Source organism: Psychrobacillus sp. FSL H8-0483 (assembly GCF_038637725.1).
GTDB lineage: Bacteria > Bacillota > Bacilli > Bacillales_A > Planococcaceae > Psychrobacillus.
The window spans coordinates 670,003-682,944 of the sequence record NZ_CP152052.1 but is presented as its reverse complement, the minus strand read 5'-3'; the positions used below and the strand labels follow the sequence as shown (position 1 = coordinate 682,944).

The window sequence follows — 12,942 nt, the reverse complement described above, 5'->3', positions numbered from 1 at the left end:
ACTCCTTTTATTTCGTACCGAATAAACGGTCACCAGCGTCACCTAAGCCAGGCACGATATAGCCATGGTCATTTAGTTTTTCATCTAGTGCAGCAATATAAATATCTACATCTGGGTGTGCTTTTTGAAGAGCTTCTACACCTTCTGGAGCTGCGATTAGACACATGAACTTAATACTTGTTGCTCCGCGTTTTTTTAGTGAATTAACAGCTTCTATTGCAGAACCACCCGTTGCAAGCATAGGATCCACTAAAATGAAATCACGATCTGCAACGTCTGCAGGAAGTTTTACGTAGTATTCTACTGGTTGCAATGTTTCTGGATCACGGTAAAGACCAATATGCCCAACTTTTGCAGCAGGAATTAGTTTTAATATACCATCAATCATTCCAATTCCAGCTCGTAATATAGGAACAATCCCTAATTTTTTCCCAGCTAATACTTTCGATTTAGTGGGCTGTACAGGTGTTTCTACTTCCGTTTCTTCTAATGGAAGATCACGAGTAATTTCAAAGGCCATGAGTGTAGCTACCTCATCTACAAGTTCACGGAATTCCTTTGTTCCAGTGTTTACATCACGGATATATGTAAGTTTGTGTTGAATAAGCGGGTGATCGAATACAAATACTTTTGGCATATTGCATAACTCCTTTATCTTTTAATTTAAATTCTATTAATTATAACAAAAAAAGCAGTTCACATACTAGTAAACCCAAGTTTTAATATTGCGTCTATTTCTCCCGAGTTCCTCGTTTGTAAAAACATACCTAAAGTAGCAAACAAAGTATAGCTACACGGTGGATAATACAAAAATCAGTGTTCCTTTTAATCTCCATATTATGCATTTAAGATCATTATTTTTTTCCAATTCAAAACTGAATCCTAAAAGAAGCTGTCCCTAAAGTCATACATTGACTGAGAGATGGTCCCTTTTCTTATTTTTTGTAGGCAATTGATTGTAGTGAAAGACGGCGACTCCAGCGGGAATAGCATGAGCTGAAGGCCCCGCAGGAGCGAAAGCGACGAGGAGACTGAAGCCATGCCCGCGGAAAGCGTCCGTCTGGAACGGAAATCAATACATTTAGTTGAATAAAAAGTATACAAAAAACAGGTGTAGAAAAAGACTCGTTTTTCTACACCTGCTTCAATTTATGGGCTTATTGGACAGCCCCCATTTAAACTATTCTATTAGTTATATAATGGGAATTTATTTGTTAAAGCTTCTACTCTATCTTTTGATTCTTTTAATACAGTAGCATCTTCATGGTTTTTCAATAGTTTCGCAATAATTAAAGCAATTTCTTTCATTTCTTCTTCTTTAAACCCACGGGAAGTAACAGCTGGTGTACCAATACGAACTCCAGATGTAATAAACGGACTAGAAGTATCGAATGGAATCGTGTTTTTATTCACGGTAATACCAACCTCATCTAGTACATGCTCCGCAACTTTACCAGTTAAGCCTAAAGCAGAAACATCTAATAGCATTACATGGTTATCCGTTCCACCAGAAACGATACGAATACCTTCAGCCGTTAAACTATCAGCTAATGTTTGAGCATTTGCAATTACTTGCGCTTGATATTCTTTAAATTCAGGTTGTTGTGCTTCACCAAAAGCTACTGCTTTTGCAGCGATAACGTGCATTAATGGGCCACCTTGAATTCCAGGGAAAATTGTTTTATCAATTTTCTTCGCGAACTCTTCTGTTGTTAAGATCAAGCCACCACGTGGGCCGCGTAATGTCTTATGTGTAGTAGATGTAACGAAATGTGCATATGGAACTGGGTTAGGATGAAGACCCGCAGCCACTAAACCTGCGATATGAGCCATATCTACAAATAAGTATGCTCCTACTTCATCAGCAATTTCACGGAATTTAGCAAAATCAATAATACGAGAGTATGCACTTGCTCCAGCAACGATCATTTTTGGTTTGTGTTCCAACGCTTTAGCACGAACATCTTCATAATCGATCATTTCTGTTTCTTTGTTTACTCCATAATCAATGAAATTATATTGAATTCCACTAAAGTTTACAGGAGAACCGTGTGTTAAATGCCCACCATGGGACAGGTTCATACCTAAAATCGTGTCACCTGGTTGTAAAGCAGTCATATATACAGCCATATTCGCTTGTGAGCCAGAATGTGGTTGTACGTTTGCATGCTCTGCTCCAAAAATTTCTTTCAGACGATCACGAGCAATATCTTCTACTACGTCTACATGCTCACAGCCACCATAGTAACGTTTACCCGGGTAACCTTCTGCATATTTGTTTGTAAGTACAGAGCCTTGTGCCTCCATTACCGCTTCTGATACGAAGTTTTCTGATGCGATTAACTCAATATTCGCTTGTTGACGTTTTTTCTCGGCAAGCATTGCCTCGTAAACTGCTAGATCTTGTGATTGAATTTTTTCCACTTTAGTTCCCCCTCTAATATCATCCATAAAATGCACGCGTCCCGCCAATGAGCTTTGGACGCGTTTTCGCAATCGTTACGACTGCTTCCCCAATTTGCTTAATAGACACACGAATTGGCACAGCTACAGGTTGTAGCTGCATACCAATCATAGTTTGTCCTATATCAATGCCAGCCTGTGCTTGAACATGCTCGACTACTACAGGGTCTTGAAATTGAGTGTATGCGTAAGCCGACATAGAGCCGCCTGCTAGAACAACCGGAATAACAGAAACTTCCGATAGTCTATATAGTTTTTGTGTTTTTCTTTCCATTGTAATAGCTCGATTAATATGTTCACAGCCTTGAAAAGCAAGATGCACCTTATTGCGCTCTGCAAATGCTCTTAATGGTTCGAATAAAGCTTCCGCTATTTCTAAACCACCAGCAGTTCCTATTTTTTGGCCTTTTACTTCAGAGGTCGAACAGCCAATAACGAAAAGATCATCTTCATGTAAGTCTATTTGCTGCTCCACTTCCAGGAGAAGCTGTTCGATTTGTTGTTGCCACAAATTTTTTGCTTCCATCTGAAATCCCCTTTTCTTTAGACTGTTCTTTTTATTAATTAATTTTCTAATGCTGAAATTTTTTCCACACGGCGTACATGACGACCACCTTCGAAATCTTGTGCAAGCCAAGTTGCTACAATTTCTCTAGCAAGGCCTGGACCTATAACTCGTTCGCCCATTGCAAGAACGTTCGAGTCATTATGACATCTTGTAGCTTTAGCAGAAAATACATCATGTACTAAAGCGCAACGAATGCCTTTTACTTTGTTAGCAGCAATCGACATACCAATACCTGTACCACAAATTAAGATTCCACGATCAAACTTCCCACTAACTACTGCTTCAGTAACAGGAATTGCATAGTCGGGATAGTCAACTGAATCGTCGGTGTTTGGACCAAAATCCTCATAAGAAAGTCCAAGCTCTTCTATCTGTTGAATAATTTCCTTACGAAGATTATTACCTCCGTGGTCGGAAGAAATTGCAATTTTCAATTTGTTCCCTCTTTTCTGTTTAGTACTCCATCTTATCATACCATTTTTCTGCATAAAAAAATACAATTCACACATAGTGAATTGTATTTATATGAACTATTTTGACGAATTTCTGTCAAATTGCGAAATAACCTTGAATAATTCTTCCGATTGTCGCTTTAATCCGAACGATAATTGATCTATTTGCTCAATTGATCGTGCTTGTTCATCTGTTGCACTTCTTACCTCTTCTGCCCCAGCAGACGTTTCTTCTGCAATTGCCGCTACGTCTTGTGATTGGCGAGCAGTACTCTCTATATTCGTCAGTTGTCTTTCAATGAGCGTAGAAATCTCAACGACAGATTCAGCCATTTCATGTATTTTATTAGACATACCTTCTACCGCTGCATTTGTTTCTGAAACGCGTTTTGCTTCTCCCACTGCGAAGCTTACCTGATTAGTCATTTGTTGTACCACTGTCTGTACATCCGTTTGAATAGCCAGTATTAACTCAGAAATACCTTGAACTGCTTTCGCACTTTCATCTGCTAGCTTACGTACTTCTTCTGCTACCACTGCAAAGCCTTTACCATGTTCGCCAGCACGAGCGGCCTCAATGGAAGCATTTAATGCTAGTAAATTTGTTTGCGCTGCAATATCCCCTACTAGTTGAATAATACTTTCCACTTTTCTTGCATTTTCTTCTAGTTGATGGACATTCCCTAATGCAGATTCACTACCAGAAGCAATTTTTTGAATCCCGTTTACAAGCGATTGGATGACATCTGTTGTTTGTGCAAGTCCTCTAATCATCTCTTTGGATTGAACGGAAGATCTTTCCGCACGTTTATTAACTTCTGACGCAAGCACACGTACATCTTCTACCGATTCTGCAGTTTCTTGAACTGCTACAGCTGATTGTTCTGCACCTTCAGAAATTTGAGCTATCGTATGTGCAATCGCTTCTGCTTGCTCTGAAGCAACCGAAGATTCTTTTGAAAGGTTTTGCACTGTATTATTTGTTTTATCAAAATTTTCTTCTATACTTTGAACCATTTCTCTTAAGTTTACTAGCATTGCTTGGAATGCAACTGCCACTGATTGAATTTCATCTTTCGACTTTGGTACTTCCACGTCCACACCAATTTTTCCTTCTGAAGCAAGTATGGCAACTTTTTCTAAATTAAATAAAGGTTTTATAATAAGACCACTGAATATATAAGCTAATAAACCAGACCAAAAAACTCCCGCAGCATAAGTTAGAATTTCAAATGTGATAGACCCTGTTGTCTTATCTAATAAAAAAGGTTGTACATAATTAATAAACAATGCACTTGTAGAGTACGTAATTACTGCTAATACTGTTACAAATAGCACAATCTTCTTTTGGATTCCAAAAGCGTGCTTCTTTTTCTTTTCTTTCATCGCTGTTCCCCCTGAAGTTTTTTTACTAGTTCATCTGTTAATGCAGATAGTTCTTTAAACGTGTGTTCATATGTACGTAAGCTTCCACCATATGGATCCGTTACATCTTGCGTATTTCCAGGCACTACAAATTCTTTGTACATATACACTTTCGATATCGCCTGTGGAAATGCCTGAATAATTGTATGTTTGTGAGATCCAGTCATCGTTAAAATGAGATCCGCCCAATCGATTAATGATTCATTTATAGAAGTTGATTTATGAGCGAAAGATATAGACTCATTTTCCAAGACTATTTTCCCATTCGAAGACATATTTCCTCCATCCATCGCATAGATACCTGCCGATCGAACCACTACGCTCTCTAGTTTTCGGTCTTTCAGTATCGCTTCTGCTATAGGGCTTCTACATGTGTTTCCAGTACAAACAAATAAAATATTCATAGCTACATTTCCTCATCTCTAGTATATATTAATTAGTCAGATAAAAGTTTGAAAATTTCTAAATATTTTTCAACGTAATGATTCCCATTAGTAAAATTAACAAACCGGCTACTTTCATTAAGATACCCCTACCCATAAATGCATGTTTAAAAATAAATTTCTGCGCAAAAATAACTCCAAAAAAGGAAAATAAACCTGCGCTTAATATAAATATGACTTTTTCCACTCTAAGCATACCAAATGAAATACTGACTGAAAAGGTATCAAAGCTCGCGACAACCGCAAGAATATATGGAGATAATAGTGGAACTTGTTTTGGGGATTGAGTCAGAATCATTTGCAGCCCAACTAAAGCTAGTAGAACTCCAGATAAATAAGGACTTGCATTTTGTAAATAACTTTGCACAAGAATACCCGCGTAATACCCTATTAAAGGGAAAAGCATATGTAAGGATGCCACCCATGCTGCAAGAGTTAATAGTTGTTTTCTATAGGATACAAGAGAAAATAGTATTAATACATCTACTGACATTAGTCCGCCTGCCAAAATTTCACGCCACAAAAAAATCTCCCCCGTCTATTCGCATACTTAAATGTATGCAAAAGATTAGGAGAGAATACAATCTAATATTATTACACGTGGTGATTAACCGCTTGGAACTGAGCGAGTTCTACACCCATGTACTATTATTTACAAGTTAGTTGAAAAATAGTTACCATTCGCAGCTTTCTCTAGACGATTCATGATTGCAGTACCGACACCTTGTTTGGAAAAGGTTGGTACCAATACGATGTCCGCATCTGTTTCGTCACAGCTTCTAAGCGCTTCGTATAATAGCTGAGCTGCATCTTCTAATTGATGCTCTTTTCCTAATGAAAAGAAGTAATCGACGTGAGTAGTTTTAAACTGTTCTGTTGCGATTAATGCTACTTTCTTCTGTTCGCTATGTATACTTTCAATTGCTAGCTGCACTTTTTGTAGACTCGCTTCGATTAAATAAACAGGTGCATTTGGTGCATAATGAGCATACTTCATACCTGGTGCACGAGGTGCTTCTGCATGATCTGTCAGTTTGGATTCATGGACTGGTCCTATCACTCGTTCAAGCATTTCTTTCGTTACTCCACCTGGGCGTAGAATAGTTGGAATTTCAGAAGTAAAATCTAAAACGGTCGATTCAAGCCCCATTCCCGTTGCCCCACCATCTAATATAAATGGCACTTTTCCATTTAAATCATGGAAGACGTGAGATGCTTTTGTTGGACTCGGCTTACCACTACGATTTGCACTAGGAGCAGCAACTGGTTGTTTTAAACGATTGAGTAGTTCTAGAGCTACTGGATGATCAGGCATTCGAACACCTACTGAATTGAGTCCAGCAGTAACATTTTTTGCTAATGATCCTTGCTGTAATGGTAATACGAGCGTCAGAGCACCTGGCCAAAAAGTATCCATACACACTTTCGCTAGATTGGGAACATTATGTGTAAAGGCTTGTAACTCTTCTTTTGAACCAATATGCACAATTAGCGGGTTATCTTGTGGTCTACCTTTTGCTTCAAATATTTTGGCAACTGCGGATTCATTTGTTGCAATAGCACCTAAGCCATAAACTGTTTCAGTTGGAAAAGCAACTGTATCTCCGGCAATCAATAAATTAACAGCCTGTGTATAACCCATCTCTTTTGTGGAAAAGTTATCCACTACAATAATTTCCGTTTTCACGCTTATCCTCTCCTTTCTATTGTGTTTATCCACAAATTGTTTATAACTTTCTGAAAATTGTGGGTAACTATGTGGAAAATTTCTTTTTTAACCATTCCCATACCCAAAATTTTGGCTTTTCTTCTTTTACTTCTTCTTTATAGCAAACTTTTGGAAATAGAGCACACCACCAATTATCTCCTCGACCTTTTCCAATTGTAATAACAATGGATTCTACATTTGTTTGAGAAGTGATTCCTTCATTCCACATTTTTGGCGGAAAAATAGCTTGCCCCTTAGTTATCGTAATCTTTTCATTAAGCGAATGTGATAATTCCCCCACAGCTTTTTCCAGTTCCTCGTACGTTTGGTGCGGATCATTTTGATATTCTAATAAAATCGGTGCTATATTGTCTTTCACTTCATTTTTAATTCGCTGATCTTGCACCGTATTGCTATTTGCAATTAGGCGAAAGCGCATACCTTCCGCTTGATCAGATTCTTGAAATAGGAAAAATAAAACCGTTTGCATCATAAGTAGCATCCACACAAAAAGAATAATTGAATCTATTTTTCGGCCAATACTTGGCACTCTCTTTATCTCGTAATCTGGTAACATGTAACATTCCTCCTTAGGAACATTGTTACCAATAGATTCATAACTTATTCAATTATTGTACAAAAAACAAATCTATTTTTTTGATTAATATCTTTCACGATTTCCACTGTGGCATTTGGAAAAGCAGATTGTAGCATACTTTCAACAGCTGGACCTTGTTCATAGCCAATTTCAAATCCAATAAAACTTGGAACATTCATCATATGTGGAAGCTGCTCCGTCATTTTTCGATAGAGTTGCAGCCCATCTTCCTCTGCAAATAGAGCAAGATGTGGTTCAAAATCAACTACTGTGTCTGAAAGAGATTTAGCTTCGTGTTGTCCAATATAGGGAGGATTCGATAAAATTATGTCCCATTTTTGATTGGCTATTGGAGCTAGTAAATCTCCTTGTTTAAATTGGATTTCTGCCTCTAGAAGCTGTGCATTTTTGCTTGCTACTTGAAGTGCTTCGTTAGAAATATCAGTTGCCGTAACAACAACATCCGGCATTTCTTTTTTTATCGTAATTGCGATGGCACCGCTTCCTGTTCCAATGTCTGCAATCATTAAGCGTTTATTGGGTTCAAAAACAGTGTCCATGCGTTTTTTTACTTCTTCTATTAACTCTTCTGTTTCTGGACGAGGAATTAAGACATGTTCATTGACGACAAAATTTCGATCGTAAAATGTTTCCTGTCCAATAATATATTGAAAAGGCCTACCTGTTGTATGCTCTTCCACGTAATTCCAAAATATTTGGAAGTCTTCTTTGGATATCGCATCATACATGGCCATCATTAATTGTGAATAATTTTTCCCAAGCACGTGCTGCAGTAAATAACGAGCGACTTCTTTTTCCCGATTATTTTCCTCTAAAAAAGAAGAAGCCCGGTTTAGGGCCTCATAAATTGTCTTACACATTGGTGTCATTCAATCTTTCTAATTTTTCCGCTTGATCTTCTACGATTAGTGCATCGACTACTTCATCTAGCTTACCTTCCAAAATTTGGTCTAGTTTTTGTATCGTTAAGCCAATACGGTGATCCGTCACACGATTTTGCGGATAATTATAGGTGCGAATTCGTTCGGATCGGTCTCCAGTACCTACTGCTGATTTTCGTACAGCATCATATTCTGCTTGCGCTTCTTGACGGAATTTATCAGCAACGCGTGCTCGAAGAATCTTCATTGCCTTTTCTTTGTTTTTAATTTGCGATTTTTCATCTTGCATTGAAACCGTAATTCCGGTTGGTAAATGCGTAAGACGGACAGCAGACATGGTTGTATTAACCGATTGTCCACCTGCACCTGATGATGCAAATGTATCAGTACGAATATCCTTTTCATGGATTTCCACTTCTACTTCCTCCGCCTCCGGAAGTACCGCAACTGTTGCAGTTGACGTATGAATACGGCCGCCAGATTCTGTTTCCGGAACGCGTTGTACACGATGTGCACCATTTTCATACTTCATTTTGGAATAGGCATTGCTTCCATTAATCATGAAAATGATTTCTTTGAAGCCCCCAAGTCCTGTAGGAGAGGAATCCATGATATCAATTTTCCAGTTTTGCGTTTCTGCATAGCGACTGTACATACGGAACAAATTACCTGCAAATAAAGCTGCTTCGTCTCCTCCAGCTGCTCCCCGAATCTCCATGATAACGTTCTTGTCATCATTAGGATCTTTTGGAATCAATAAAACCTTGAGACGTACTTCCAGTTCCACGATCTGAGCTTCCAAATCATTTACTTCTTCTTTCACCATTTCACGCATATCCGCATCTAGCTTATCATCTAGCATAATCTTCGCATCTTTATACTGACTTTTCACTTCTTTGTATTCGCGATAGGCATCTACTGTGTTTTGTAGGTCCGATTGTTCTTTTGAATATTGTCTCAGCTTATTTAAATCATTAACCACATCCGGGTCACTAAGCAATTCATTTAATTTATCATAACGATCTTCTACCGATTGTAATCGATCAAACATCGAGCTCACCTCGTTCGTTTAAGTGTCTAATAGTACTATTATAAAGAAAAAGTGATGTCACCGCTACTTTTTCTGAGTGATTACTTAAGTGCATGTCATTAATTCTACTTATTTTTTACGTAAAATGGTTAAACGATACTTATTTCATTCCACTCAAGACCAATTCACAAATCTAGACCTCTACCATTTATCCGCATGAAAAAATTCACTAACCCCTATAGAAATTAGTGAATTTTTGCATGGCATTTTATAAAGGTGGGTTGGCATGGCACTTCCGACAAACCGGATAGTAAGCATCATTGCCACCAATTTGAATTTGTTCACCAGTATAAACTGGTTTCCCATCTTCATCTACACGTAAATTCATAATCGCTTTTTTATGGCAGAACCAGCAAATTGTCTTCATTTCTTCAATTTTATCAGCGTAAATTAACATATATCGGCTACCTTCAAACATTTCGTTTTGAAAGTCATTTTTTAAGCCGAATCCCATTACTGGTATATTTAATTCATCTACAATTTTCGTTAATTGTAAAACATGTTCTTTTTTCAAAAACTGTACTTCGTCGATCAGAACGCAATATGGTTTTGGAGAGTGTTCTTTCACTAAGTCATATAAGTTGGTTTCGTCGTAAATAGCAATAGCTTTTCTTTTTAAGCCTATTCTACTGGAAACATGTCCAACTTCATCCCGCGTATCAATTCCAGGTGTAAAAATAATGACGGGTTTATTTTGTTCTTCATAATTATGTGCCACTTTTAGAATTTCAATTGATTTTCCACTATTCATTGCACCATGCTTAAAAAATAATTGCGCCATTGTATATCTCCTTATAAATCGTGTCTGTAAATATTCTTTTTCCTCTATATATTTATAACATATGGTCCTGTTTAAATGTAGGTGAATATTGGAAAATGTCCAAATGCAAAAAAAATCGCATGAATTATCACTTTCAAACAAAAATACCTGTAAAGCACAATGTGCTCTACAGGTATTTTGCTTTTAGTTTTCTTCTTGAATTCCGTATTTTTTGTTGAAGCGATCAACACGGCCATCCGCAGCTGCGAATTTCTGACGTCCAGTATAGAATGGGTGACATTCGTTACAGAACTCGACACTAATGCTTGATTTAACAGAACCAGTTGTAAATGCGTTACCACATGAACATGTTACTGTTGCTTCTTTGTAATCGGGATGAATTCCTGCTTTCATCTCTATCTCTCCTCTCGCCCTGAACCATCTGGAACAGAGTTGGTTATGAAACTGATACCTTACACGATCCGATTGATGTCAATCGCATATGTAGCAGAAATGTATAAACTTACGTTAAATATAATAACATGTCTATCTTGGATATACAAGTCGTTAGTTTTTTAATTCCTTTTCTGACTTGCTAAAAGATATTAGTAGTTTGTGAAGTAAAGAAGTTTAGTAAAAAGATGTAAAGTGCTTGGAACTGAACGAGTTCTACACCATTATCGAGATTTCTTGATGCGGAAGGATGCGACTTTGTCGCATCCTTCCGCATTTTTTCGATAATCATCTGGTAGTGGTTCGTCCGTCACTCTCCATAGCTACTTGTAATAGAAGTGCTAAAGCTTTTGAAAATGAATAAATAGCCACTTTCCTTAATACAGTAAGTAGCCAAAGAGTCCAATAAGCCCATAAATTGAAGCAGGTGTAGAAAAACGAGTCTTTTTCTACACCTGTTTTTTGTATACTTTTTATAAAACTACTATTTTTGTAGGCAATTGAATGTAGTGGAAGACGGCGACTCCAGCGGGAATAGCGTGAGCTGAAGGCCCCGCAGGAGCGATAGCGACGAGGAGACTGAAGCCATGCCCGCGGAAAGCGTCCGTCTGGAACGGAAATCAATACATTGGAAAAGGGACCATCTCTCAGTCACTATATGACTTTAGGGACAGCCCCTCCTCTTCTAAATTCATCTATAAGGAATATCGAATATAAAACCCGCAGGTAGATTATAGCGTTACTTTTCCACTCCGGTGTGCTTTCATTTCTACAGCTAATTGTTCAAAAAATGCTTCGTTTGTTTTGCTTTGGCGAAGCTTTTTCAAGAAACGTTCCGCAAAATCGGATGAATCGGAAAACGTTTTGCGAATTGCCCATAATTTGTCGAGCTGGTCTTTTGGAATAAGAAGTTCTTCTTTTCTCGTTCCAGAACGACGAATGTCGATTGCAGGGAAAATTCGGCGCTCTGCAAGATGTCTATCTAAATGAAGTTCTAAGTTACCTGTTCCTTTGAACTCTTCATAGATAACTTCATCCATACGTGAGCCTGTATCAATTAAAGCAGTCGCAAGAATTGTTAAACTTCCGCCTTCTTCAATATTTCGTGCCGCTCCAAAAAATCGTTTAGGACGGTGGAATGCAGCTGGGTCAATACCCCCAGATAATGTACGACCGCTTGGTGGGATTACTAAATTGTATGCACGTGCAAGGCGTGTAATAGAATCCATTAGAATGATAACATCACGCTTATGCTCTACTAAGCGCATCGCTCTTTCTAACACTAGCTCTGCTACTTTCACGTGGTTTTCTGGTACTTCATCAAATGTTGAACTTACTACATCTGCTTTAACTGAACGTTCAATGTCTGTTACTTCTTCAGGACGCTCGTCTATTAATAGCACAATTAGTTCTGCATTCGGATGATTCGTTGTTATCGCATTTGCAATCTCTTTAATTAATAAAGTTTTACCTGCTTTTGGAGGCGCAACAATTAAACCACGTTGTCCATACCCTACTGGTGCTACTAAATCCATTATACGTGTTGATAATTTATCTGGTGTTGTTTCAAGCGTTATATGACGATCTGGATATAATGCTGTAAGTCCTGGAAAATGCACACGTTCTTTTGCAATTTCTGGGTCTTCACCGTTTACCAATTCTACATGTAGAAGACCATAGTAACGTTCACTTTCTTTTGGTGGGCGAACTTTTCCTGTTACTTTATCTCCGTTACGAAGGTCAAATCTTCTAATTTGGGATGCAGAAATGTAAATATCCTCGGAACTAGGAGAATAGTTGATTGGTCGTAAGAAACCGAAGCCCTCTTGTTGGATAATTTCTAAAACGCCTTCCATGAAGAAAAATCCTTCTTGTTCTGCACGAGATTTTAAAATAGCAAAAATAAGTTCTTTTTTTGATAATTTACTATAAGCAGCAACTTTATATTTGCGCGCTAGTGTATAGAGCTCTTTCAGCGTCATATTTTCTAATTCGTTAATTGTTGTTTGTGTCATAAGCAACGCACCACTCTTTATTATATTTTATTGTTTACTATTTTCAGGATTTATAAGGGAAAGAA

14 protein-coding genes are annotated in these 12,942 nt (G+C 37.9%); all 14 read right to left on the bottom strand.

The window, feature by feature from the left end; genetic code table 11:
- Positions 1-7: 7 nt before the first annotated feature.
- The gene (gene upp, locus MHB48_RS03275; protein ID WP_342600134.1) at positions 8-637 is read right to left on the bottom strand and encodes a uracil phosphoribosyltransferase; all 630 of its coding nucleotides are present in this window, start codon (positions 635-637) and stop codon (positions 8-10) included.
- A gap of 551 nt (positions 638-1,188) precedes the next feature.
- Positions 1,189-2,451 (bottom strand): serine hydroxymethyltransferase, encoded by a 1,263-nt coding sequence (glyA, locus tag MHB48_RS03270; RefSeq protein WP_342600133.1) that lies wholly within the window; start codon positions 2,449-2,451, stop codon positions 1,189-1,191.
- Entirely contained in the window at positions 2,444-2,989 is a 546-nt protein-coding gene (locus MHB48_RS03265) for a TIGR01440 family protein (RefSeq protein WP_342600132.1), read from the bottom strand. The genes glyA and MHB48_RS03265 overlap by 8 nt, the downstream gene beginning before the upstream one ends.
- Before the next feature lie 38 nt (positions 2,990-3,027).
- Positions 3,028-3,465, bottom strand: a complete 438-nt coding sequence (gene rpiB / locus MHB48_RS03260; protein WP_342600131.1) for a ribose 5-phosphate isomerase B — start codon at positions 3,463-3,465, stop codon at positions 3,028-3,030.
- Positions 3,466-3,561: 96 nt separating this feature from the next.
- Positions 3,562-4,869, bottom strand: a complete 1,308-nt coding sequence (locus MHB48_RS03255) for a HAMP domain-containing methyl-accepting chemotaxis protein (RefSeq protein ID WP_342600130.1) — start codon at positions 4,867-4,869, stop codon at positions 3,562-3,564.
- Positions 4,866-5,312, bottom strand: coding sequence for a low molecular weight protein arginine phosphatase (locus MHB48_RS03250; RefSeq protein ID WP_342600129.1), 447 nt, complete (start codon positions 5,310-5,312; stop codon positions 4,866-4,868). The genes MHB48_RS03255 and MHB48_RS03250 overlap by 4 nt, the downstream gene beginning before the upstream one ends.
- 58 nt (positions 5,313-5,370) lie before the next feature.
- Positions 5,371-5,874, bottom strand: coding sequence for a manganese efflux pump (locus MHB48_RS03245; protein ID WP_342600128.1), 504 nt, complete (start codon positions 5,872-5,874; stop codon positions 5,371-5,373).
- Between the two features lie 129 nt (positions 5,875-6,003).
- On the bottom strand, positions 6,004-7,038 hold the full coding sequence (locus MHB48_RS03240; protein ID WP_342600127.1) for an L-threonylcarbamoyladenylate synthase: 1,035 nt from the start codon (positions 7,036-7,038) through the stop codon (positions 6,004-6,006).
- A gap of 67 nt (positions 7,039-7,105) precedes the next feature.
- Positions 7,106-7,636 (bottom strand): stage II sporulation protein R, encoded by a 531-nt coding sequence (locus MHB48_RS03235; protein ID WP_342600126.1) that lies wholly within the window; start codon positions 7,634-7,636, stop codon positions 7,106-7,108.
- Positions 7,637-7,680: 44 nt separating this feature from the next.
- On the bottom strand, positions 7,681-8,538 hold the full coding sequence (gene prmC, locus MHB48_RS03230; protein WP_342600125.1) for a peptide chain release factor N(5)-glutamine methyltransferase: 858 nt from the start codon (positions 8,536-8,538) through the stop codon (positions 7,681-7,683).
- Positions 8,531-9,610, bottom strand: a complete 1,080-nt coding sequence (gene prfA / locus MHB48_RS03225; RefSeq protein ID WP_342600124.1) for a peptide chain release factor 1 — start codon at positions 9,608-9,610, stop codon at positions 8,531-8,533. The genes prmC and prfA overlap by 8 nt, the downstream gene beginning before the upstream one ends.
- A gap of 247 nt (positions 9,611-9,857) precedes the next feature.
- The gene (locus MHB48_RS03220) at positions 9,858-10,430 is read right to left on the bottom strand and encodes a thymidine kinase (protein WP_342600123.1); all 573 of its coding nucleotides are present in this window, start codon (positions 10,428-10,430) and stop codon (positions 9,858-9,860) included.
- Between the two features lie 183 nt (positions 10,431-10,613).
- Positions 10,614-10,823 (bottom strand): 50S ribosomal protein L31, encoded by a 210-nt coding sequence (gene rpmE, locus MHB48_RS03215; RefSeq protein ID WP_342600122.1) that lies wholly within the window; start codon positions 10,821-10,823, stop codon positions 10,614-10,616.
- Positions 10,824-11,593: 770 nt separating this feature from the next.
- Positions 11,594-12,877: a transcription termination factor Rho gene (gene rho, locus MHB48_RS03210; RefSeq protein WP_340917800.1), complete on the bottom strand. Its 1,284-nt coding sequence runs from the start codon at positions 12,875-12,877 to the stop codon at positions 11,594-11,596.
- Positions 12,878-12,942: the final 65 nt, after the last annotated feature.

Bases quoted from the DNA above. Each gene is read 5' to 3' on its own strand.
- MHB48_RS03235 (WP_342600126.1), bottom strand. From the start codon at position 7,636: ATGTTACCAGATTACGAGATAAAGAGAGTGCCAAGTATTGGCCGAAAA.
- rho (WP_340917800.1), bottom strand. From the start codon at position 12,877: ATGACACAAACAACAATTAACGAATTAGAAAATATGACGCTGAAAGAG.
- prfA (WP_342600124.1), bottom strand. From the start codon at position 9,610: ATGTTTGATCGATTACAATCGGTAGAAGATCGTTATGATAAATTAAAT.
- MHB48_RS03265 (WP_342600132.1), bottom strand. From the start codon at position 2,989: ATGGAAGCAAAAAATTTGTGGCAACAACAAATCGAACAGCTTCTCCTG.
- upp (WP_342600134.1), bottom strand. From the start codon at position 637: ATGCCAAAAGTATTTGTATTCGATCACCCGCTTATTCAACACAAACTT.
- prmC (WP_342600125.1), bottom strand. From the start codon at position 8,538: ATGTGTAAGACAATTTATGAGGCCCTAAACCGGGCTTCTTCTTTTTTA.
- MHB48_RS03220 (WP_342600123.1), bottom strand. From the start codon at position 10,430: ATGGCGCAATTATTTTTTAAGCATGGTGCAATGAATAGTGGAAAATCA.
- glyA (WP_342600133.1), bottom strand. From the start codon at position 2,451: ATGGATGATATTAGAGGGGGAACTAAAGTGGAAAAAATTCAATCACAA.
- rpmE (WP_342600122.1), bottom strand. From the start codon at position 10,823: ATGAAAGCAGGAATTCATCCCGATTACAAAGAAGCAACAGTAACATGT.
- MHB48_RS03255 (WP_342600130.1), bottom strand. From the start codon at position 4,869: ATGAAAGAAAAGAAAAAGAAGCACGCTTTTGGAATCCAAAAGAAGATT.
- MHB48_RS03250 (WP_342600129.1), bottom strand. From the start codon at position 5,312: ATGAATATTTTATTTGTTTGTACTGGAAACACATGTAGAAGCCCTATA.